At 39.5% G+C, this 23,467-nt stretch carries 21 protein-coding genes; 17 read left to right on the forward strand and 4 right to left on the reverse strand.

Going from position 1 to position 23,467, the window contains the following annotated elements; all coding sequences use genetic code 11:
- On the reverse strand, positions 1–377 hold a 377-nt coding region (locus JWG41_RS10695; RefSeq protein WP_205269923.1), incomplete at its 3' end, for a DUF1415 family protein.
- 210 nt (positions 378–587) lie between these two features.
- On the opposite strand from JWG41_RS10695, the gene JWG41_RS10700 reads away from it, so the two are divergent.
- From JWG41_RS10700 to JWG41_RS10740, 9 genes are all read left to right on the forward strand, one after another.
- Positions 588–1,442, forward strand: a complete 855-nt coding sequence (locus tag JWG41_RS10700; protein WP_205269924.1) for an EboA domain-containing protein — start codon at positions 588–590, stop codon at positions 1,440–1,442.
- 6 nt (positions 1,443–1,448) lie between these two features.
- Positions 1,449–2,477: a TatD family hydrolase gene (locus tag JWG41_RS10705; protein WP_205269925.1), complete on the forward strand. Its 1,029-nt coding sequence runs from the start codon at positions 1,449–1,451 to the stop codon at positions 2,475–2,477.
- Positions 2,478–3,344, forward strand: coding sequence for a UbiA-like protein EboC (gene eboC, locus JWG41_RS10710; protein WP_205269926.1), 867 nt, complete (start codon positions 2,478–2,480; stop codon positions 3,342–3,344).
- A 9-nt stretch (positions 3,345–3,353) separates the two neighbouring features.
- Positions 3,354–4,514, forward strand: coding sequence for a 3-dehydroquinate synthase (locus JWG41_RS10715; RefSeq protein ID WP_205269927.1), 1,161 nt, complete (start codon positions 3,354–3,356; stop codon positions 4,512–4,514).
- Positions 4,514–5,731 carry a metabolite traffic protein EboE gene (gene eboE / locus JWG41_RS10720; RefSeq protein ID WP_205269928.1) on the forward strand — a complete coding sequence of 406 codons (1,218 nt, stop codon included), beginning with the start codon at positions 4,514–4,516 and terminating at the stop codon, positions 5,729–5,731. Before JWG41_RS10715 ends, eboE begins: the two co-directional genes overlap by 1 nt.
- Positions 5,732–5,734: 3 nt before the next feature.
- The gene (locus JWG41_RS10725; protein WP_205269929.1) at positions 5,735–7,126 is read left to right on the forward strand and encodes an alkaline phosphatase family protein; all 1,392 of its coding nucleotides are present in this window, start codon (positions 5,735–5,737) and stop codon (positions 7,124–7,126) included.
- Positions 7,127–7,173: 47 nt separating this feature from the next.
- Complete coding sequence (locus JWG41_RS21220; protein WP_205269930.1) at positions 7,174–8,382, forward strand: Crp/Fnr family transcriptional regulator; 1,209 nt, start codon at positions 7,174–7,176, stop codon at positions 8,380–8,382.
- A gap of 177 nt (positions 8,383–8,559) precedes the next feature.
- Positions 8,560–8,952, forward strand: a complete 393-nt coding sequence (locus JWG41_RS10735; protein ID WP_205269931.1) for a DoxX family protein — start codon at positions 8,560–8,562, stop codon at positions 8,950–8,952.
- A gap of 62 nt (positions 8,953–9,014) precedes the next feature.
- Positions 9,015–9,329: a winged helix-turn-helix transcriptional regulator gene (locus JWG41_RS10740; protein WP_205269932.1), complete on the forward strand. Its 315-nt coding sequence runs from the start codon at positions 9,015–9,017 to the stop codon at positions 9,327–9,329.
- Between the two features lie 7 nt (positions 9,330–9,336).
- Here the strand turns inward: JWG41_RS10740 and JWG41_RS10745 are convergent, their stop codons facing one another.
- Positions 9,337–10,326 carry a ketopantoate reductase family protein gene (locus tag JWG41_RS10745; protein WP_205269933.1) on the reverse strand — a complete coding sequence of 330 codons (990 nt, stop codon included), beginning with the start codon at positions 10,324–10,326 and terminating at the stop codon, positions 9,337–9,339.
- A 105-nt stretch (positions 10,327–10,431) separates the two neighbouring features.
- On the opposite strand from JWG41_RS10745, the gene JWG41_RS10750 reads away from it, so the two are divergent.
- Positions 10,432–10,803 carry an LIC11742 family lipoprotein gene (locus tag JWG41_RS10750; RefSeq protein WP_205269934.1) on the forward strand — a complete coding sequence of 124 codons (372 nt, stop codon included), beginning with the start codon at positions 10,432–10,434 and terminating at the stop codon, positions 10,801–10,803.
- A gap of 65 nt (positions 10,804–10,868) precedes the next feature.
- On the opposite strand, the gene perRA is transcribed toward JWG41_RS10750, so the two are convergent.
- Positions 10,869–11,297 carry a peroxide-responsive transcriptional repressor PerRA gene (gene perRA, locus JWG41_RS10755; protein WP_205269935.1) on the reverse strand — a complete coding sequence of 143 codons (429 nt, stop codon included), beginning with the start codon at positions 11,295–11,297 and terminating at the stop codon, positions 10,869–10,871.
- Positions 11,298–11,439: 142 nt separating this feature from the next.
- Between perRA and JWG41_RS10760 the strand changes: the two genes are divergently transcribed.
- The 6 genes from JWG41_RS10760 (at position 11,440) to JWG41_RS10785 (ending at position 20,275) form a co-directional block, all read left to right on the forward strand.
- Positions 11,440–11,988: an ankyrin repeat domain-containing protein gene (locus JWG41_RS10760; protein WP_205269936.1), complete on the forward strand. Its 549-nt coding sequence runs from the start codon at positions 11,440–11,442 to the stop codon at positions 11,986–11,988.
- On the forward strand, positions 11,985–13,412 hold the full coding sequence (locus JWG41_RS10765; RefSeq protein ID WP_205269937.1) for a catalase: 1,428 nt from the start codon (positions 11,985–11,987) through the stop codon (positions 13,410–13,412). Before JWG41_RS10760 ends, JWG41_RS10765 begins: the two co-directional genes overlap by 4 nt.
- A 181-nt stretch (positions 13,413–13,593) precedes the next feature.
- Positions 13,594–15,480, forward strand: a complete 1,887-nt coding sequence (locus JWG41_RS10770) for a PP2C family protein-serine/threonine phosphatase (protein ID WP_205269938.1) — start codon at positions 13,594–13,596, stop codon at positions 15,478–15,480.
- Positions 15,477–16,781 (forward strand): sensor histidine kinase, encoded by a 1,305-nt coding sequence (locus JWG41_RS10775; protein ID WP_205269939.1) that lies wholly within the window; start codon positions 15,477–15,479, stop codon positions 16,779–16,781. Before JWG41_RS10770 ends, JWG41_RS10775 begins: the two co-directional genes overlap by 4 nt.
- Positions 16,782–16,822: 41 nt before the next feature.
- Positions 16,823–19,075 carry an NAD(P)-binding domain-containing protein gene (locus tag JWG41_RS10780; protein WP_205269940.1) on the forward strand — a complete coding sequence of 751 codons (2,253 nt, stop codon included), beginning with the start codon at positions 16,823–16,825 and terminating at the stop codon, positions 19,073–19,075.
- 12 nt (positions 19,076–19,087) lie between these two features.
- Positions 19,088–20,275 (forward strand): glycerate kinase type-2 family protein, encoded by a 1,188-nt coding sequence (locus tag JWG41_RS10785; protein WP_205269941.1) that lies wholly within the window; start codon positions 19,088–19,090, stop codon positions 20,273–20,275.
- Here JWG41_RS10785 and JWG41_RS10790 read toward each other — a convergent pair.
- Positions 20,240–21,601 (reverse strand): C69 family dipeptidase, encoded by a 1,362-nt coding sequence (locus tag JWG41_RS10790; RefSeq protein ID WP_205269942.1) that lies wholly within the window; start codon positions 21,599–21,601, stop codon positions 20,240–20,242. The genes JWG41_RS10785 and JWG41_RS10790 overlap by 36 nt on opposite strands.
- Positions 21,602–21,655: 54 nt before the next feature.
- On the opposite strand from JWG41_RS10790, the gene JWG41_RS10795 reads away from it, so the two are divergent.
- On the forward strand, positions 21,656–23,467 hold a 1,812-nt coding region (locus JWG41_RS10795), incomplete at its 3' end, for a cation-translocating P-type ATPase (RefSeq protein WP_205269943.1).

Below are 23,467 nucleotides of genomic sequence, written 5' to 3' on the forward strand. Positions count from 1 at the left end.
GTTTCCGCAAACTGAAAATAAGGATGGAAGTTGGCAATTTGAATGAAACCTTCCAGATCCAATTGACTTAAGAGAAGATCGGCATCATCTAAAAAATCATTTTGGTCAAAAAAATCATCCAAAACATAGGGGTGGATGAGAAGGGTAGTTTCAGTAATGGCAGGAACTGCCTCCTTTATAATGATTAATTCGGTTTCTAAATCTTTTAGTAATTCTTTCTGCGTTTTAGAACTACTGACAACATAACGAATTGTATTTGATTGGAAAGTCGGTTTGGCAAAAGGACAGAGGTTGAGCCCAATCACAGATTTCAAAATCCATTCTTTTGTTTTTGCTAGAATTTCTTCTTCGTTTGGTATAGGCAGTTCTCTGGACATTCCAAAAGTTTCCTTTTTGTTTTGTGGAGATAGAATTACCAAGTTCTATTTTATGGAAATGCATGTAATCTAAGTTATGAAACGAAGCGACCATTTCCCAAAAAATCATCACCAAAAAATAAGCCAATTGTTTGAGAAAGAGAGTGAGGAAGGCAATATTTGATTTACGAAGCGACCTATGGCAGGGAAGATTTCAATTATTAGTTTCTTATGGCAAAGGTCTCAACAAAATTAACTCAATTCCTTTGGGAACAAACCACAAAGAAAGAACGTGAATGGTTAGAAGACAAGGCGAAGTCGAATGATTTGGATTTGATGACAGCGTTTGTGGCAGCACCCCGGTTTTTATCTAAAAAAAATCTTTCTTATGATTCTAAGTCTAGGGAAAATTTGATTTCTGATTTACCAGGATTCCAAGTTGACGGTTGGAATTTTGTTCGTTTAGCCCGCGTTTGGTTGCTATTACATTTGCCTATACAACCAAAAGAATCATTCATTAAAAATATAGAAACACTATTCGATACCGCTGAGTTAAATGAGTTAGTTGCTTTGTATTCTGCATTACCTCTCCTCCCTTATCCTACTGAATGGTTGGCTCGGGCAACAGATGCCGTGCGTTCCAATATGGGATTTGTTTTTGATGCGATTGCATTACAAAATCCTTATCCAGAACTTCATTTTCCAGAAGCTTCCTGGAACCAACTTGTATTAAAAACAATTTTTAACGGAAAACCCATCCACTGGATTTATGGATTGGATCGGCGTAAAAATAAAGAACTCGCTCTTGGCATTTCTGATTTTATCAGCGAACGAATGGCGGCAGGAAGGACTGTCCCTCCTCAAATATGGAGACTGATTGGTTCTTTTGCGGATGATACGGTTTATCCCAAACTCATTTCTTTATTTGCATCCGAAATCAAAGCGGAAAAAGAAGCAGCAGCCCTTGTTTGTTTTGAATCTAAGGATCCGAAAATTCGTTCCTTACTCACAAAGTTTCCAGACTTAGAATTATCGATACAAAAAGGGGAGTTGGATTGGTCTAAGTTAGAGTCCATTCCTGAATAAATATCTATGTGTCAGAACCCGAGCCACCAACCGCAAAATCCTTCTCATTTTGAATCCACCCACCCAAAGGAAGAGGTCCCAACTCATAGAGATTTGTTGTGGGAGGACTACCAAAACCTAATCGCTGGTATGCGGTTTTTTGATCCCCATATCCATATGGTTTCAAGAACAACTGATGATTACCAAATGATGGCAAAGGCAGGAATTGTTGCCATCATAGAACCTGCTTTTTGGGTAGGGCAACCAAGGACAGGGCTTGCTAGTTTTAAGGATTATTATAGTAGCCTTGTGGGTTGGGAAAGGTTCCGATCTTCCCAGTTTGGAATTAAACACTACTGCACGATGGGTTTAAATTCTAGAGAAGCAAATAACGAACGTCTGGCGGAAGAGGTGATGGAAATATTACCTCTGTTCGCTTATAAAGAAGGTGTCGTTGGGATTGGAGAGATTGGTTTTGATGACCAAACTGCGTTAGAGGAAAAATACTACCGTTTGCAATTGGAACTGGCAAAAAAAACAAAATTACCTGTTCAAATCCATACACCCCATCGGGACAAAAAAAGAGGAACCGAAAGGAGTATGTCCATTGCTTTAGAGCATGGACTGGATCCATCCTTTGTAGTTGTGGATCACAATAACGAAGAGACCGTAAAGTCAGTGTTAGACCAAGGATTTTGGGCCGCGTTTACAATTTATCCTTTTACCAAAATGGGAAATGAAAGAATGGTAGCTGTTGTGGAAAAATATGGTTCGGAAAGGATCATGATCAACTCCAGCGCAGACTGGGGAATCTCTGACCCACTGGCCATTCCGAAAACGGCTGCCCTAATGAAACAACGAGGAATTCCTTTAGAAGTGATTCGAATGGTCACCTACCAAAACGCGATTGATGCTTTTGCAAAAAGTGGACAAATTGATGTCAGTGATTTTGAAACCGAATTCCAACCAGATCCGAATGCCAAGTTTCATGGGAACTCCATCTTACGCGGTGGCCAACAACCTGTGATCAATAAAAACTCACTCCTCATCCAATAGATGTTACTCAAAGCTTATCTTACCCTTCTCAGGCCTGCCAATGTAATCACAGCCCTTGCCGATATCCTTGCGGGTATGGCCATTGTTGGTTTTGTTTGGAAGGACCTAACTCCTGTCTTTCTTCTTGTCTCCACCATTGGTTTGTATGGCGGGGGCGTAGTTCTCAATGATTATTTTGATCTAGCCATTGATTCCAAAGAAAGACCGGAGCGTCCCATCCCCAGTGGGAAAGTATCGAAAGGATCTGCTTTGGTTTTGGGAAGTTTGTTTTTGGGACTCGGAGTTTTTTTTGCCTTTCTTTACCAAATCCAAAGCGGGTGGATTGCCTCCATTGTTGTTGTTTTAATTCTTACTTACAATCGTTTTGCGAAACACCATTCCCTTCTCGGTCCTATTTTTATGGGGATGTGCCGTGGTGGTAATTTAATTCTTGGAATGAGTCTTATTTCTGAAATCAATTTATCCGATGTTTCACTTTCTTTCTTCCCGATTTTATACATCGCTGCCATAACAATGATCAGTCGAGATGAAGTCCATGGTGGCAAAAAGAAATCCTTAGTGGTTGCAGGTATTTTTTATCTGATTGTTTTTGTTTCTATGTCATTGATATCTTTTCGATTGGGAAATTTACCCTTCAGTATACCTTTTGTTTTTTTACATTTAGGAATGGTATTTCCTCCTCTTTTTCGTGCTTACCAAAATCCAATAGGACCTATGATTGGTAAGGCGGTAAAGATGGGTGTCATCTCCCTCATTCTTCTCAATGCCTCCTTTGCTGCGAGTTTTGGATTTGTATTGGTTGCTTTGATCATTCTTTGTTTATTGCCCCTTTCTTTGGGTTTGGCAAAATATTTTTCTGTTACCTAGAGTTGTATTATGATTGAAGATTCTTTTCCTCCTCTTTTGTCTGAGTTCCAAGTTCCTTACCGTTATACGGTCCAGTTCACAAAAGGAATTTTCCAAATTCAAAATCCTTGTTTGCGCCAGTTTTTAATTTCTGAACGAAAGGAAGGGACGGTAAAGAAAGCACTCGTCGTTTTAGATGAGGGCCTGGTCGCTCACCATCCGAATTTAATTGCAGAAATCAAAACTTACTTTCAGAGTTTAGATTTGATTGTCCAGCTAACAAGTGATATCGTGGTTGTCCCTGGTGGTGAGGATTGTAAAAATGATCCCAAGCTCTGGGAATCATTAGTCGATGCTGTTGATACTTATGGAATTGATCGGCATTCGTATATCATTGCGATTGGAGGAGGGGCTGTCCTTGATTTAGTGGGCTATGTCGCTGCGGTTTCGCATAGAGGAATTCGGTTGGTTCGCATTCCGACAACGGTTCTTTCTCAAAATGATTCTGGTGTGGGAGTGAAAAACGGAATCAACTATAAAGGTAAAAAGAATTTTTTAGGAAGTTTTGCCCCACCTGTTGCCGTGTTTAATGATCTTTTATTTTTAGAAAGTTTGGATGATCGGGATTGGCGTTCTGGGATGGCAGAAGCAATCAAAGTATCTCTCATCAAGGATAAGGATTTTTTTCTTTGGATCGAATCGAATGCGGAAGCTTTGCGAAACCGTAATCTAGAGAAGATGTCTTATCTTGTTCATCGTTGCGCCAAACTCCACATGGATCATATTGCCAAAGGCGATCCTTTTGAGTTTGGATCCTCAAGGCCTTTAGACTTTGGACATTGGGCCGCTCATAAATTAGAATACCTAACCGAGTTTTCGCTCAGGCATGGGGAAGCCGTCGCCATTGGGATGGCACTCGATACTGTTTATTCATACCAAAAGAATTTACTTACAGAAGGAGATCGGGATCGGATTCTCTCCGTTCTAAAAAAACTGGGGTTTGCCATCTACCATCCGCAGTTGTCCGAGAAAGAAAAAACAAATTTGTATTTGGGTTTACAAGAATTTAGAGAACATTTGGGGGGAAGGCTCACCATTATGTTGTTAGCTGGTATTGGGGTAGCAAAAGAAGTCCATGAAATCGATCTAAATACACTCGCAAGTTCCGTAGATTTTTTGGCTGATTTGTGATGAAAACAAAATACGGCCATCTAACCTATTGTTCGAATATCCACCCAGGGGAATCTTGGTCGGATCATTTCTCTCATCTAAAAGAAAACCTTCCCCTCATTCGAAAAACAATCTCACCGAAGGCAGCTATGGGCCTTGGCCTTCGACTCGCAAATGAAGCATCGTTAGAACTGATCCAGCCTGAGACCATGGCCGAATTCCAAACTTGGCTTGCGAAGGAAGGTTTCTATGTTTTTTTAATCAATGGGTTTCCGTATGGAGGATTCCATGAAACCGTTGTGAAAGAAAATGTCTATCATCCGGATTGGACCACAAGGGAGAGAAGGGAGTATACCCTCCGATTATTTTCGATTCTATCTCAATTGTTACCGAAAGGAATGGAAGGTGGGGTCTCTACTCCTCCATTATCCTATCAATTTTTTGATACGAACGAACGAGATCGCAAACAAAGAATCGAATCTTCCACCAAACAGATTGTAGACGTTCTCCTCCATTTAATTGAAATTCAAAATAAAACAGACCAAATTTTGCATTTGGATATCGAACCGGAACCAGATGGGATTTTGGGAAATGTAAATCTTTGGGTGCAGTGGTTTTTGAACCTACTTTTACCAAATGCTGTATCTCAAGTCCAAACAAAATGGGGAGTTTCCCGGGAGATGGCGGAAGGTTTAACCAAAACACATATCCGAATTTGTTTGGATGTTTGTCATTCTGCGGTTAGTTTCGAAGACAACCAAGTAATCATTCAATTACTCAAAGAGAATTCCATCCAAGTGGGTCGTATCCAAATCAGTTCCGCTCTAAAAATCAATTTTCCCAAAGAAACGAAAGAAACCATGGATTTACTTGCCAGTTTTGATGAACCAACTTACCTCCATCAGGTGGTGGTTAAATCTGCAAATCAAAAAATACTATCCTATTCGGACCTACCAGAAGCTTTGCAAGTAGGTGGGGAATCATTAGAGGAATGGCGGATTCATTTCCATGTGCCTGTATTTTTAGATTCCTATGGGCTTGTATCTTCTACCCAAAAAGAGCTCATTGAACTTTTGCACCTACATAAAGAATTTCAGATCACGGATGCCTTAGAAGTAGAAACTTATACCTGGGGCGTATTGCCAAAAGAATTACAAATCCCCATCGCTGACTCCATCATTCGAGAACTGCAATGGGTAGAATCGATTTTAGAAATAGAAAGAGAATCCAAGGATTGAAATATGAAACAAACAAAATCAAATCCATTTAAAAAAACAGTCGTAATTGATGTTGTGGGACTTAGCACTCATTTGGTGGGAGAGTTTACCCCGTTTCTAAAAAAATATTTGGAAAAGAAAGAAACTAGACTCATTGAACCCATGCTTCCTGCTTTGACAACGAGTTCCCAGTCCACCTATTTGACAGGGGAGTGGCCCAACAAACATGGAATTGTTGGGAATGGTTGGTATGATGCGGACGATTCAGAAATTAAATTTTGGAAACAATCCAATCATTTGGTGGGAGGAGAAAAAATATGGGAGCGAGCTAAAAAAATAGATCCGAACTTCACGTGTTCCAAAATGTTTTGGTGGTACAATATGTACGCAAGTGCGGATTATTCAGTGACACCAAGACCACAATACCATGCCGATGGAGTCAAAGCTCCCGACTGTTATTCCAATCCACCAGAACTTCGGGATGAATTACAAAAGGCCTTAGGTCAGTTCCCTCTATTTCATTTTTGGGGACCAAATGCCAATATCAAATCCACGAAGTGGATTGCCGATGCCACGATCCTTGTAGACCAAAAACACAATCCCACCCTCACATTAGTGTATCTTCCTCATCTCGATTATTGCCTTCAGAAGTTTGGACCAAACCTGAATGTGATCCAAAAGGAACTTCGCGAGATTGATTCCGTCCTAAAACAATTGATTACCTATTATGAAAGTAAAAACACTCAGATCATTCTTTTGTCTGAATATGGGATCACAGAAGTCAATAATCCGATCCATATCAATCGAATTTTGCGGGAGAAAGGACTTGTTTCGGTTCGCAAAGAAAGATGGTATGAACTCCTTGATCCAGGTGCCTCTAAGGCTTTTGCTGTCTCTGACCACCAAATTGCCCATATCTATTGTAAAGATTCCAGCATTCAAAAACAAGTGGTAGATCTTCTAAAAGATGTTCCTGGCATTTCTCTGATTTTAGATAAAAAAGCACAAAAAAAATATCATATCGATCACAAACGTTCCGGAGACATTGTTGTGGTTGCTGATTCAGAATCTTGGTTTACTTACTATTACTGGTTAGATGACAAATTGGCTCCAGATTATGCACGTTTGGTGGATATTCATAGAAAACCAGGATATGATCCTTGTGAAATGTTTATGGATCCGAAAAAACCAGGGATTCGTTTGCGGGCAGGGCTAAAACTACTTCGTAAAAAATTGGGTTTTCGTTATCTTATGGATGTCATCCCCTTGGATTCCCATTTGGTGAAGGGTTCCCACGGTGCCCTTCATGGAAAAAGGGAATTTTACCCTATTTTTTCTTCGGACAAACCATATCCGAAAAAAGAAATTTCTGCTAATAAAGTGTACGATTTGATTTGGGATCAAATGACTTCTTAGATTTAAGTGTTTGACTCGTTACCTTCAAAAACATTATTTTTGATTCAGTGTCTGTAGAAGAAATCAAAGTTGTAAATTATTCCAAGGGTGCTGCCATCGTAGTGCAGAACTCCATCAATACAGGAAACTTTTTCATTGTTAGGTCTGGCCGAGTTTCGGTGGATTCCGAACACATTGTGGTAGATCATGAACTTGCTTATTATGAAGCAGGGGATAGTTTTGGACTTGTATCTGCCCTCACCGAACATCGATTTTTGGTGACTTTGTTTGCCGATACGGATGTGGAACTGGTTCAAATTCCCATCCGACTTCTAGGGTCATATCTTAAAGAAAGAAAAGAACTCGCGATGAAGATTTTGGGTCTTTATTCTAGAGAACTCAGAACCCTGCAAAAACACCTTTCCAAAGCCAACAAACCTGCAGACAGAGATTACCATCCCGAACGATTGGTTCAAAATGCGAGGACGTATTTGTCTTGGCAAAAACCAAATTTAGCGGCTTATTCCTTACAAACTTTTTTAAATTGGTCAAAAGAAAATAACTCTACAGATAACCTAACAGAAGCTACAGACCTTCTCCGGGCCATTGGTTCTAATTACAAACCTTATGTTTGGGATGGAATGCAAGGCAATGTAGAAGCCGGTGAAATTCTTTTTGTCGAAAGTGAAAAAAACAACGAAATCTATGTTGTGTTAGAAGGGAACGTCAAACTATTCGGAATTGTTCGTGGTTATGAATATGTCATCGATGTTCTCGGGCCTGGAGAAATTTTCGGAGAGATGTCACTTATTGATAATGCACCGAGGATGGCTTCTGCCATTACCGAAACCAAAAGTAAAATCCTGCGAGTGACAGCAGAAAATTTATTTGAATCCGTTGGGCCTTCTTTATTACAAAAAATCTTCGAAAGTATTGCGAGAAGAATTTGGTTTTCGCACCAACGTCTCGTGATTCTGCGATTGAAAACTCCCGTGATCCGACTTTATGCATATTTGTACAATTCCATTCGTGATCAAGACATTCGATTGGGTCGAAATTTGGATGAGAGTCTTGCCAATGCTCATACCATTTACATCCAGATAGAAGAACTTTGTAATATGTGCGGAATCATCAAGGTCAAACAAGATACCATCCAAGAGTTTCTAAGTGATACCAACCTAGTCATCGAACCCAACCGCATTACGATAAAAAGTCGCAAACGTTTGGAGGAAAAATTGGGGCATTATAAATCAAAAGAAGGGCAGATTGTTGCCTAAATCATCAAAAGGTTTTGTAGCCACCGGGGGAACAAAGTTCGGTCGCAACCAAAATTTGCCTAATTTGGCATTTAGATAGTAACCGGGACAGGGTTTGGGTTCGGCCCAGATGTTGTCATTTTTCTGTCCCAGTAAAAATTGTAATGATTTTTTCTATCATTGTGTTCTAGTTCGGTGATGAAAAAATTTCTCGTGTACGCTCTCGGGGCATTCTATATCATTGCGGGAACTAATCATTTCCTCTCTCCTGATTTCTATTTAGAAATCATGCCTGATTACCTGCCGTTCCAGGAATTTTTAAACGTAACGAGTGGGCTTGCGGAAATTACATTGGGTGCTCTTGTTCTTTATGAGCCCATGCGAAAGATGATTTGTTTTGCGATCATCCTCCTTCTGCTTGCAATCTATCCAGCTAACATCAATATGTTGCTTACGGCCTTAGACGGAAAGGATTATGGTTACCCGATTTGGGCATTATATGCACGATTGCCAGTGCAGTTTTTGTTTATCTATTGGGCTTGGTATGTTCGGAATTATAAAGAGTCGGAAGAGCCTGATTATCAGAAATAGAATCGGAATTAAGGCGTTGATCCTATAATTCCTAGTTCTAGTTTAGATTTTTGATACAAAGAATGATAAAAGAGCAAAAAAGCAAACCCTTAGAAAATTCCAAGAAAGGTGGGCAGTGGACCTTTCTTTCCAATCATGCACATGTTTTGATTTGTCTGAGTAAAGATCCAGAGATGCGATTGAAAGATGTAGCCTTACTTGTTGGCATTACGGAAAGAGCGGTTCAGGCCATTGTTAAAGATTTGGTCGACGCGCAGATTTTAGAAAAGAGTAAAGATGGGCGTAGGAACCAATACCTCATCCAAACGGAACAAAAGTTACGGCATCCTTTGGAAGCGAGTCACTCCATTTCAGAATTACTGCGACTCGGGAAGTAACCAAAAATTAAAGTTTGGGTACCAAAGCCCCTTCCGATTCTTTCACTTTAGTTACAATCCATTCATTTTTAGGCACTGGGATCTGGAGTGCTTTTGCCATTTTCACAACTTCTCCATTGATAAAATCAATTTCAGTTTTTCGTCCATGATCTAAATCTTGAACCATAGAAGTGCGGATTCGGAAGTATTTCAAACCAAGAACGATAAGGATCAAATGACGAATCCAACCGGGTAAAGCTCCCAACCCATCACCTAATTTTTGAATGGGAAAAGATCCAGGAACCACTAGTTCTTTAATGTGTAATCCATTGATTAATCGTTTAATTTCTGTTAATGTTTCTAAGGCTTCTCGTCTAGAATTTCTATTTAGGAAAAGTCCCCCTAAACTCACTTGTTTGGAGGCAGCGAGCCCATTGATGATGGAGTTGATGGCTAGTTTATGCCAGCGGTATCCGATCAGTTGGTCTGTTAGAACCACTGGTAGGAAAGGTGGTAAGATTTTTTCCCAAATGGGATTTGGCTTTGTTCCGGAAGCATCACCTAGGATGAGACTTCCTACGTTCGACTGGTAATAGGTTCCATCGAGGAGTGTTTGGGTATTCCATCCCACAACCCCACCGAGAATTTGATTTTGATACGATTCAAAATGAGATTCGGGAATTCCGTTTTGAATTAAGATCCATTTTCCATTGGGTCCGAGTAAAGGTTTTGTTTCTTCTAAATATTCCCTTATATTTTGATTTTTACATCCAATCAAAATATAATCAAACTTTCTTTTGTTTTCTTGAATCCTTGTTAGATGGTCTTTTAAGTCTATACTTACTTTTTTTCCATTAGGCCCTTGGAACTGAATGGGAGATGCACTTAAAGATTGGAATCTGTTTTCATTACGACAAAGGATTTGAAAGGGAACTTCATTTTGGTGGAGTGCATGGATGATGGTAACTGTTACGGAACCAATCCCACTAATCGCAATGGAAGGATACGTTTCTGACATATGTCAAAAAACTGTAACCTTTTCTTTTTAAAAATCTTCTCTTTTTTCTTGACGTTTGTTTGTTTGCGGATAAAAAACTTTAGGTTGTAACCTAAAGGGGGCGTTATGAAAAAGTTTTTCATTCGAACTTTTGTATTCCTGTTAGTTGGAACTTTCTTTGGAAACTGTATTTATACAGAACTACGATCACCGGGTCTTGCCGCGAATATGACTCAGTATGTGATGACATCAGAGGATTACCAAATCCTTGGACCTGTCGAAACCCAAGGGGAATTTGTATCTTGGTTTTTACTGGTAGTCACAGGAGAAACGGGTTATAGCGAACTTTTAAAACAAGCTCGCGAAAAAGGTGGGGATGATATCATCAACTACCGATTTGAGGTTCGCCAAAAGAGTATTCTACTCATTGTTTGGAACCGAGTGATCTGGAACGCTTCTGCGATCGCCATCAAGTATAAAGATAAAATTAAAAAGTAAAGAGAGGATCTCTCTTTGTATCGTTAACACCATCTCACAGTATAGAGATGGAACTTGGAGGGAGTTTATTTCCCTCTAAGTGTAATGACTAGTTTGGCGTTATCTAGTTTTTTTCCTGTCTTCTTAAAGTAACTTTCTCTTAGTTCCTCTAGAACTTTTGTTTCTAGTTCTTCATTCATTTCCACATCAGTAATCTCGCCTGTCTCTTCATTCAGAGCGTGATGGTGGGGGCCAATGTTCGAATCAAAATGAGTCACACCATTTTTTAATTCCAAAGTCCCAAGCATTCCCTTTTCCGCAAAGAGTTTGAGGTTATTAAAAATGGTCGCCCTTGATGCATGAGGGAAGTGCGAATTGACCAAGTGAAATACTTCTTCCGCAAAGAGGTGTTGGTGGCGTTCCAAAAGTAAGTGCGCCATTTCCAATCTTTGTGAAGTCGGTCGGATCCCGTGGGATTCGAGGAGTTCCTTGGTTTTTTGGTAACTTAAGTCCATCTCAGTTTCACGTTCTCCTTGTGCTTTTTTTTGTCAATAATTAGACTAAGTCTAAAAAATCATTTGCTTAGATTTAGTATATATTTAGATTAAGTCTAAATATATACTAAATCCCTAGGGGGAAAGCTGGGAGGCTACCGGAATGGATGAAGAAACAGAGAGTAGGGCAAACCAATCCACGGCCTGGACGGAATTCCAGTCCACGATCCAAGGACAGGCAGCCGAAAAGGTAACTGCCTTTCGTTTGGCACGGATGGGCGATTTAGCCTCACTTTCCAAGGAAACTCACTTTCCTGCGGCCTTAGAATGGAAGGATGAGAAGGGGAATTCTCTTTTGATGTTATCTGCTTACCACGGCTGGGAATCCCTCACGGCTTACCTTCTCGAAAAGGGAGCCAGTACTCGTGACAAAGATCGGTCAGGGAATTCGGTTTTGATGGGTGCTTCCTTTAAAGGTCACCTCGAGATTGTTAGGTTACTTGTGAATTGGGGCGCAGATCCTAAAGAAAGAAACCCGCAAGGCCTAAGTGCACTGGATTTTGCAACGATGTTTGGCCGGGAGAAGATCGTTTCTTACTTAGAAAGGGTAACCTCCCAACCTCAACAAAAGAATTGGAAACTTTGGATCCAATACCTTCGTAAGTCCGCAAAAAATATATTTTTAAAAAATAAGAAGGAGGCTCTAGTATGAGCAATAACCAACTAACGACAGCAGGTGGACAGCCTGTATCTAGTAACCAACACAGTGTCACTGCGGGAGAACGTGGTCCCGTCCTCATCCAGGACACCCATTTGATTGAAAAACTAGCTCATTTCAATCGGGAGAGAATTCCTGAGCGAGTGGTTCATGCCAAAGGAGCTGGTGCTTTCGGAGTATTTCGCCTAACAAAAGATTTATCGGATTACACCATTGCGAAAGTATTCCAAGGAAAGGGAAAAGAAACTCCACTTTTCTTAAGGTTTTCTACTGTTGCTGGTGAAAAAGGTTCCGCAGATACAGAAAGAGACCCTCGTGGATTTGCCGTGAAGTTCTATACAGAAGATGGGATTTGGGATGTGGTTGGAAACAACACCCCTGTGTTTTTCGAAAGAGATCCATTAAAATTCCCTGACTTCATTCATTCTCAAAAAAGAGATCCTGTGACTGGTTATAAAAATCCTGTTCGGATGTGGGACTATTGGGCAAAAGCTCCAGAAGCCATGCACCAAATCACTATTCTTTTCAGTGATCGTGGGATTCCGGATGGATACCGATTTATGAATGGATATGGTTCCCATACATTCAGTTTTTGGAATCAAAAATCAGAACGGTTCTGGGTGAAGTTTCATTTCAAAACAAAACAAGGAATCAAAAACTTATCTCCTGAAAAAGCGGGGGAACTCGCAGGATCAGACCCTGACTATGCAACCAGAGATTTGTTCGAAGCCATTCACAAAAAAGAATTTCCGAAATGGAAGGTCTGTATCCAAATCATGCCAGAAAAGGATGCAGAAAATTATAAGGTAAATCCTTTTGATTTAACGAAAGTTTGGTCTCACAAAGATTATCCACTCATCGAAGTGGGAGAACTTGAGTTGAACCAAAATCCAAAGAACTACTTTTTTGAAGTAGAACAAGCTGGTTTTAGTCCGAGTAATTTGGTTCCAGGAATTGGTGCCTCCCCAGACAAGATGTTGCAAGGTAGATTGTTTGCCTATCCGGACGCTCAAAGATATCGGTTGGGTGGAAACTACCAACTAATTCCTGTCAATCGATCAAAAGCTCAGACAAAGACATATCAAATGGATGGTTATCGGTCAGAAGAAAATCCTTCTTATGATAACTATGAACCGAACGGATTTTCTGGGCCCATTGAGGATGTGCGAGTGAGTGAACCACCTCTTCGTATTTCTTCTGATGCCGATCGTTACAATAGCCATAAAGAGAATGATGATTTTTCTCAAGCAGGTGATTTGTATCGTATGTTAAAACCAGAAGAAAGAGAACGGTTGACTTCTGTCATCGCCGGAACCATGAAGGGAATTCCAAAAGATTTGGTGAAAAAGAATGTAGAACACTTTGTCAAATGTGATCCTGAATATGGAAAAAAGATCGGTGAAAAAGCCGGCTTATAGCTCGAACCACCCTGTTTATCCAAAGATAAACAGGGTTTTCTAAGACCACGACATCTAAAAAAATTCTTGCACTTCCTTGGATGTTCTATTCAATCCTTCCGGTGTTCTCCGGAGATTCTATGAAACATCTAGATTGGTTATTTTTTCTCCCATGGAATTGGAACTTTCTTTGGATAAATCCATGAAACTTTTTTTGGTTTTTCTTTTTCTTGCTGCTGGATCACTGAATGCAGAGGTTCTCTCTTTAGAATCAGGTTGGACATTCCAATTAGAAGGAGAAACGGAAGCCAAACCTGTACTAGTTGGTGTTCCCTTAGTTGACCAAGGATACCGAGTTCCTATCAAAGGAAAGTATCGATTGGGAATTTTTGTACCCACCCTTCCTGAATCCTCACAGGCTATTTATATGGATAGAATTCATTCCGCCGACCAAACTTTTTGGAATGGTAGGTCAATCGGTTCTACCGGAAGTTTTTCGCCCGATTACTATCCTTATTGGCATAAAGTTAGGTATTATGAGATTCCCATCTCTCTTCTAAGACAAGGTGAAAATGAATTGGTGGTGGAAGTGGAGTGTCGTGAAACACAGTTTAGGTGCGGTGTGTTTCGTTCGGTTCCTATTTTTGGTTCGCAGGATCAAATCAAAGACAAAATGGTTTTTGAAGATGTAAACCAAATCCTCATTGCTGCTTTATTTTTTGGGATTTTTCTCCAACAAGCCATTGGATATGCCCTCAATCGTTCTTCTAAATCTGGATTGTATTTAGCGGGAACGGCTGTGTTTTTTGTAGGATGGAGGTTACCTGTTCTCAATAAAATTCATTTTTTAATGATCCATCCGGAAATCCTCGTGAGGTTATTATTTTTTTGTCAGTTTATCTTTCCTGTCTTTATCATGTTATTCGTTCATACTCTTTTCGACAGACGGATTACAAAACTTGCGGCGATTACATTCTTTTTGGATACAGTGCTTGCATTCTTTCAATTGTTTTCTATGGATCCCGACAGTCGTTTTTATTTGGTATATATCTGGTATGTATTGCTGGCAATTAAAGTTCCTATTCTTGTTCAGTTGCTTGCGAGAAACTATAAAAAATCGGCTGAGGCAATTGTAGTTTCCCTTGGTGCTCTTGTTGCTACATTTTTCGGAATAGCCGATGTCATTTCCGACGTCATTACAGGAAAAAATGGGTATCTCACCCAGTATGGGATTTTGACTTTTTTATTTACGGGAGTCCTTGCCATTGCCTTACAAAGTGCACGAACGAGAAGAGAGCTTCGTAATTTAAATGAATCCTTAGAGATGTTAGTCACTCTTCGCACACAAGAACTACACAAACAATATAAACTTCTCCATGATGATTTAGTGATGGCTGCAGGTTTACAATCCAAATTGATCCCGCCTATGGAATTCAAACACCATTCTTTAAGTGTCGCCTCAGTGTTTATGCCTATGGAAAAAATTGGTGGGGATTATTTTGATTACTACATTCATGAAGATGGATCCATTAGTTTTTTGTTATGTGATGTTCTTGGTCACGGAATTGCTGCCGCTCTCATCGCTAGTATGTTAAAGGTAAATTTTTTAGAGATAGCTCCCAAAGAAAAAGATCCCGCAAACTTTCTGTTGGAACTCAATCTCAAAATGTTACCTGTTGTAGAAAAAAATTATATAACAGCTGTTGTGAGTCATTTTGATTTGGAAAAATCGGTAATGAAATACTCGGTTATGGGCCATCCTAGTCCTTACTCTATGAATGTTGTTTCTAATTCCTTGGTAGCCCTGGGAGGAAGGGGCCCCATCATGGGTTGGAAGAAGGACATTCTAGTAGAGACCTTTTCCAAGGAACTAAAATCAGGGGACCGGTTCTTTTTCTATACGGATGGGATTACGGAAAGCCAAAACAAGAATAGGGAATTGTACGGAGAATTACGACTAAAGGAGCAATTGGCCTTAGGTTTGCACCTCCCCTTAAAAGACCTGAACGAAAAAATCAAAAAGGATATTCGAAATTTCGCATTTCGTTTGTCAGATGATGTGACTTACTTTACGATCGATATCAAATGAAAGCACTGCTCGATCGATTGGGAATTCGCAGATTACTCAATTTAGGAGTCACGAAACATTTGGGTTTGGAATCCTCTGTTCGTGTCCAACTTTCTAATTTAATTGCAGTTCTCGGAATCTTCTCCAACATCCAATATTCTTTTCTCTTTACAATCGCTGGTGCCCCTTATTACCAGATTATGAATTTGGTTCATGTTTTTGTCATCACCACACTTTTGTTTGTATTATATTTAAATGTAAAAGAACGGTATGCTCTTGCTCGTATCATTTTAGTATTCATCGTTTCTGTTCCTTTGCTTTGTGTTTCCACCTTTAGTTTCGGTAGCTCCGGTGGATTCTATTATTATTTTCTCGTGTTTGCCATCGTACCTTTCGTACTCTTTTCCTATGAGGAAAAGTGGTGGATCCTCTTTGTGTTTTTGACGAATACCGCGTTTTATGTTTGGTTTGAGTTTTTTGGTAAGCCTGGACTATTTGAAGAAGGAACATTTTTGTATCACAAAGAAGTGCAAGAGTTGTTTCGTATCAATTCGGTGGTTTCTTGTTTGTCTTTTGTGGTTTTGTTTATGTTTTATTTTTTAAGGAATATCAATCGCATCCAAAAAGAAATGATTCGGACCAATGACCATAAGGATCGTATTTTTTCTATCCTTGCTCATGATCTAAAAGGGCCTATTGGCACTATGAGTACTTTTTTAGGTTATCTCACAACATCCGTGCCCGAAAGAGACGAATTGATTTTTGGTTTGAAAGAACTAAAAAAAACTACAAACCAAACTTATTTGGTTTTAGAAAACCTTTTGGATTGGGTTCAGAATGAAACTAAAAAAACGCAGTGTAATCCAAAGAATTTGGATCTATCCGCAATTTTAAAAAATGCATTCGATTTACTGAACATACAGGCTACTGACAAAGGAATCACATGGGAAATCAAAGTTCCTGAGAATGCTTCCGTTTATTGTGATGAACGAATGACCGCGACTGTCTTGCGTAATATATTGTCGAATGCAGTAAAATATTCTCATCCGAAGGGAAGAGTTGTGATAGAAGCTGAACCTGTTTCTCAATTCATGGAAATTCGATTTCAAGATAATGGTGTGGGAATGACAGATGAACTTTTAAACAAAATAATCGAAGGAAAACGATTTGCTTCTGGATTTGGAACGGTTGGTGAGAAAGGAACTGGTCTTGGTCTTCTTGTTTGTATGGAATTGTTAAAAGAACAAGATGGTTCGCTTCAAGTAGTCAGCAAAGCACAATTGGGAACAAAAATTATCATCCAACTTCCTCTTGCCCGTTAAATTCATTTCTTTTTTTTCAATCTTATAGTCCAATTTTAAATATGTGGCCCTCATCCTACTTTCGTTGGTTAACTAAATCGGTACCTACAGGTTCTGTAGAAATTTATCCGGAGATATCGGATTCTTATGAAACGAATCTCCCTAATGTATTTATCATAGGAGACCTAACGGGTGTTCCTCTTTTGAAATTTGCCGCGGAAAGTGGAGTCAGTGTTTGGAATCATATTCGAAATAATAAGTCAGATGCTTTGGATGTTGTGATTATTGGCTCGGGACCTGCTGGTTTATCTTGTGCCTATGAAGCGAGTCGACTGGGCAAAAAATATGTAGTACTCGAAGCAAACCTTCCTTTCCAAACCATCCAAAGTTATCCAAAACAAAAACCTATTTTTGCGGAACCAAAAGATTTGGGATCTCAATCGAAAATCAAAATCCAAGATTCAACCAAAGAAGATTTATTGGATTATTTAAATGGTCTCTTACAAAAAGAACCCATCGAGCTACATACAGGGAAACGGGTTTCTTCCATACAAACGAATGGTTCTTTGTATTCAGTGCAAACGGAAACGGGTGAGTCTTATCTTACCAGTTCTGTAGTCATTGCCATTGGTAAATCGGGCGATCCAAAACGTTTGGGTGTGAAGGGTGAGTCGAAAGCTAATGTGTTTTACCGTTTATTCGATCCTTATGATTCTAAAGATAAGTCTGTTGTGATTGTGGGAGGAGGGGATAGTGCGCTCGAAGCTGCCATCGCCTGTTCCTCTTATGCGAAAGAAGTGAATTTAATCCATAGAGGAAAGGAATTCCAAAGACCAAAACAAGAAAATAAAGAACGTCTGGATGAGTTGGTTCGCGAAGGGAAGATTAAACTCCAATTAGAAGCAGAAGTGACTGAAATTTCCGATCAAAATGTTTTTGTAAAAATGGCAAGTTCTTCTATCAAACTCAAGTCCGATTTGGTTTATGTTTTGATTGGGAATGCAGCTCCCATTCCTTTTTTGAAAAAAATAGGAATCAAAATCCAAAATGAAAAATCCCTTTCTGATTGGGTGGGTTTTGTTTCTTTATTTTCCTTTGCTTGCCTTGCTTATTTCGGGAAGGCTTCGTTTTACGGACCAGGTTGGTTTTCTCCATTGGCTACGGTTTTTGGTGCGGTATCGATTCTTTCTTTACTGGTTTTTGTTTCTTTAAAATGGAATCAGAGGGTAGGTTCTTTCCAACCTTGGGTATGGATTCGAAATACTTATCTTTTAGGTTTATTTTTCTATTTTCTTTTTGTTTATTTATCCGCTACTTATTTTGGTTATACCTTGTTTGGAAAGTATCCATCTTTTCATTATACAATGTTGTATTCTTTGACCATCCTAGTGTTTGGAATTCGAAGGATACTAATTCGTAAAACTCAGTATATACTTTACCAAACCCTTAGTTTGATTTTTGTTCAAGTTTTCTTTTTGTTTCTTTTGCCTGAGTTGATCCTGCCTGCACTCGGTGACTTAGGATACCTAGGAAATCCAGAGGGGTACATCCGCAGGGAAATTTTCCCGAATGATGCTTATTGGAAAGCTTATGGATTTATTTTGGCTTGGCCACTAAGTATGGGTGTATTGTATGATGTAGGGATCACCAATTTTTGGTTAGGTTATGGGTTATTGTTTAGTTTTGGATTCATTCCTCTTTTGGTCTATAAGTATGGGAAAGGGGCTTATTGTGGTTGGATTTGTTCCTGTGGTGGTCTTGCTGAAACATTAGGTGATGAACATAGACAAAAGATGCCTCATGGAAAATGGGCATATCGGTTAGAACATTCCGGCCAATACATTTTACTTTTGGCTTTTATCCTTACGGTTTTAAAACTTGTGGGTGTTTACGGAAAAGTATATGATCCAAATTTAGAAATGGGTGAATTCCTTGCTGATTCCATAAAATGGATTTATGATCTCGTTGTGGATATTGGTCTTGCGGGGGTAGTGGGTGTTGGATTTTATTTCCTTTTTTCTGGAAGGATTTGGTGTCGTATGTTTTGTCCCCTTGCTTCTCTAATGCATATTTATGCTAAATTCAGCAAGTTCCGAATTTTTTCAGATAAAAAACGATGTATCTCTTGTAATATTTGCACCAAAAATTGCCACCAAGGAATTGATGTTATGGGATATGCCAGTCGAGGGATTCCTATGGATAGCGTACAATGTGTACGTTGTTCCGCTTGTGTTTCCCTTTGTCCAACCGATGTTTTAAAATTTGGACAAATTACATCCTCGGGCATTCAGTATGATTCCTTACAGGCAAAGTAGGAAATTTTTTCTTTGAATTCGTTACGAGAAGAAGTTGAATTACTTTTTAGAGAGGGAGTTCGTGCTGCCACTCCCCAATTTCTTTTTATAGAGTTTTGGAATCAAAATCCAGAACTTCTAAAACTTTTAAACCAACCAAACAAAAAGAGCTATGTTTTTGCTTTGGGAAAAGCTGCGTATTCCATGGCCTTATCCTTTCAGGAATTTTGTCCGGTGGATAAGGGATTTATTATTACCAAATACGGACACCTTCCCTTAGAGATCCAATCCAAAGGTCAAATGGGAGTTTGGAAATGTAGAGAGGCCTCCCATCCCATCCCCGATTCCAATTCCGAACTCCATTCACGCGAAGTATTATCGGAGCTCACAGATTTAGGGGAAGACCACCAATTGATTGTTTTGTTATCGGGAGGTGGATCTAGTTTATTCGAAATTCCTGAATTTGGTTATCATTTAGAGGATCTCAGTAAGTTAAACCAAGACCTATTAAAACAAGGGCTTTCGATCCATGAAATCAATGCCGAGAGAAAAAAATATTCTGCCGTAAAGGGTGGGAAGTTATTAAAAAAACTTAATTCAAATCTTAAAGTTTATACTTTTGTCATATCCGATGTGTTAGGTGATAATCCAGAAGTCATTGCCTCGGCCCCGAGTTATCCAGGAAGTGAATATTTTGTGATTGGAAATTTATCTTTGTCTTTATCTGCTATCGAAAAAAAGGCAAAATCTTTAGGGTATGAGGTGAAAACCATCTCGGATTCATGGGACAAGTCCAGCGAAGAAACCGCAGAATCTATGTTTGGTGAATTGATAACTGCCAAAAAGAACCATCAAAAACAAGCGATCTTACTTGGTGGTGAACTCGTTTGTCCAGTCTTAGGGAAAGGTCTTGGGGGAAGAAACCAGGAGACTGCTCTTCGGATGGCCATCCTTTCTGAATCTCTAGAAAGAGACCGGAGGTGGATTTTTATTTCTTGTGGCACGGATGGAACCGATGGTCCCACTGATGCTGCCGGCGGGATCATCGAATCGGAAAGTATCGATCGAATGAATGCCATAGGTTGGGATCCTCGAGCGGAACTTTTAAACTCTAATTCCTATCCCATACTCAAAGAATCAAACTCCCTTTTGTTTACTGGTGCTACGGGAACCAATGTAAACGATTTATTGATTCTTCTCGTTGCGGAAAGGGATTCCTAACTTTCTATTTTGTCCTGACCAATAGATTTGAAAGAGTGGGTTTTGCCATCGACTCATTCCTATTTTGGATTGGATCAGTTCTTCATCTACTTTCTTTAGTATGTTCACGTGGTCCTTCAAAAAACGCCACTGTGCTTCTTCTTTTTTTTGAGGAGAAAGAAAGTCTTTCGTTATATTGAAAACAGATTCTTGTAATCCAATCAAAGCTGGAACAAGGATGGAGCGTACCGCTTGGTAATCAAAATTGGATTTTCTTGCGATGGATTCGTGTAACCACCATAAGGTTTCCGAATAAGTTGCATAGGATAACAAACTGGATGAAGTCATGAAATTTTTAGTACCGAAAAAGAAAGGTTTGAACAAACTCAAACAAGGAGTGGATGTTCCTGTGTAAAATACTCTCAGAGGATCTTGGTTCGTTTCTGATGTATCCCATTCTACGATGAGGCTTCCGTTGGTTTGGTTGGGTGTCGTTGGCCCTGTTGCATGCAAACAAAGAGATTTCATCGAAGCAGACGATGGTTCAAATTCATCTGTTTCAATCGCATGTGTTTTTAAAGCAATCATTGCTTGTTTGGTGGTGTAACTTGCATTTTCTTTTTCTAAGTTTTGGGCTGTTTCTTGGTGTAATTTCCTTCTATCTTTACAGTGACTCATGTATGTATAAAAGTGGTCAGTGAAATGATCTTTAAAAGAAAATTCTTTATTTGGATTTTTGCGTAATTTGTTTATCAGATTGGGAGAAGAATAATCAAAATCGGATCCGATGGTCAGGCCATTAGAGATCGCATAAAACGAATCGATTTTTTTTGCCACCCAATATTTGTCTGCCGTTTCTAAAACATAACCATCTGTGCGATCGGCGATGATAAAACTATTGTGATAGAAAAAGGAACGATTTTCATAACCACCGCAAGCATCTTGTCCGTACGTTTCTAATAATTCTGTGATCAGAAATAATCCATCTTTTGCCGATTTACATCTTTCCAAAGCAAGTCGGATTAAATCCATTCCCGTTAAACCATTGTTTTGTTTTTTTATTTTTAAATTGGTAAAAACGGCTTCATTTCCAATACAAAGCCCAAATTCATTCACGCCCATTTCTGCTCCCCACATATGGAAGGGTTTACTTAAAAAAACTTCATAAGTAACGGGGGATTGCGGAATTTCTATATAAGTAGTACGTAATGTAGAACCCTTTGTGTATTCCATACGAGGAAGATGGAGAATGGATTGTGCTTCGTTTGGTTCCCGATCGGAGTTTTTGGCGAAGATTCTTTTTTGAGTATTGGTAAATTTTTCAGTGGCAAGAGATGTATCGCACATTCTAGAATGTTAAACAGATTTCTTTTAAAATACAAGACCAAATCAAATAAGAATATGCCTTCGATTCCAAAACAAATTTCAGAATACATCCGTATGGGGTTAACCCAAGAACAAGTTAGGAAAAACCGGGCCCAGTATGGGGCCAATGAAATCTCCTCCTCACAAAAAAAAGGAATCTTCCAAATGTTGTTTGGTGTGGTGACGGAGCCGATGATTTTGCTTCTCATTTCCATAAGCATCGTGTATTTACTTTTGGGAGATCGTGGAGAAGCAGTTTTGTTGTTATTCTCCGTTCTTGGAATCATTACAATTACTTTCATCCAAGAGAAAAAAACAGAAACAGCAATCTCGGCCCTTCGTTCATTAGCAAGCCCCAGGACCAACGTGATTCGGGACAAACAAATCATTCGCATCGAAGGAAAGGATGTGGTTTATGATGATTTACTCATTTTGAATGAAGGTGATCGAGTACCTGCCGATTCAGAACTCATTTCGGATCGGATGTTTTCTTGTGATGAATCTCTATTAACGGGAGAGTCGGTTCCTGTTTCCAAGTCACATACAAATCAAATTTATTGCGGTTCGTTAGTTGTTAGTGGAGAGGGGGTTTGTCGTGTGACAGCCGTCGGAAATCAAACAGAAATTGGAAAGATTGGTCGAAAAATTGCGGATGAAGCTGTGGGTAGAACCTTACTCGAAGTAGAGGTGGCAAGGCTTGTGCGTAATTTGTTTATTGTGGCCTCTTCTTTGTGTGTGGTGCTTGCTCTTTACTTTGGAATTGTGAAAAGCCAGTGGTTGCAGGGTTTACTCTCGGGTCTAACACTTGCCATTGGGCTTATGCCAGAGGAACTTCCTCTGGTGATGACAATCTTCTTTGCCTTAGGTGCTTTTCGATTGAGTACTAAAAATGTTTTAGTCAGACGATCCTCCATCATAGAAACATTAGGTGCTGCCACTGTATTATGTTCTGATAAAACAGGAACCATCACCCAAAATAAAATGAAAGTAGGGATTGTGGTCACTCCATCGGAAACAGTTTCACTGGTTCCCGATTTAATTCTATCGAAAGAAACAAAAGGTTTGCTTCAGATTGCTTACTGTGCTTCCAAACATCCTAGCTTTGATCCTATGGACATTGCCATCTCTGATTGTTTGGTTTTATACGATCAAGTCGAGGATGCAGCTCTGGTTTCTGTTCGAGATTTTCCTTTGACTCCTGACCATTTAACTATGGTTCGTGTTTTGAAAGAAGGGGATGTTTATGTAAGTTATGCAAAAGGATCTCCAGAAGCAGTTTTTGATTTGTGTGAATTTAAATCTTCTAAGTTGGATTTTTGGATATCAAAAACCAATGAATTGGCAAAACAAGGATACCGAGTTCTCGGTGTTGCCAAATCCCACTCACAGACAAATGAAATCCCAGAAGAAAGAAAAGATATCACTTATGATTTTTATGGGCTTTTGGCATTTTTAGATCCAATCAGAGAGATTGTTCCCTTGGCTGTACAAACAGCTTACGATTCTGGGATTCGCGTGATTATGATCACGGGTGATTATCCAGAGACAGCAAAAAACATTGCCGATCAAATTGGCTTAAAAGATTCCCATTTAGTTTATACAGGAAAAGAATTGGCAAGTCTCAGTGAAGAGGAAATACAATCAGTCATTCGTAAGTGTAATATTTTTTCCAGAGTCAGTCCGGAAGATAAATGGCGGATTGTTCGGATGTTAAAAGCCGATGGTGAAATTGTGGCGATGACGGGTGATGGGGTAAATGATGCTCCGGCCCTACGAACGGCAAACATTGGTGTGGCTATGGGAGAAAGAGGGACAGATGTTGCTCGGGAAGCAGCCGACATTGTTTTG

Origin of the sequence: Leptospira chreensis (assembly GCF_016919165.1) — a bacterium.
In the GTDB taxonomy this organism is placed as follows: Bacteria; Spirochaetota; Leptospiria; order Leptospirales; family Leptospiraceae; genus Leptospira_A; species Leptospira_A chreensis.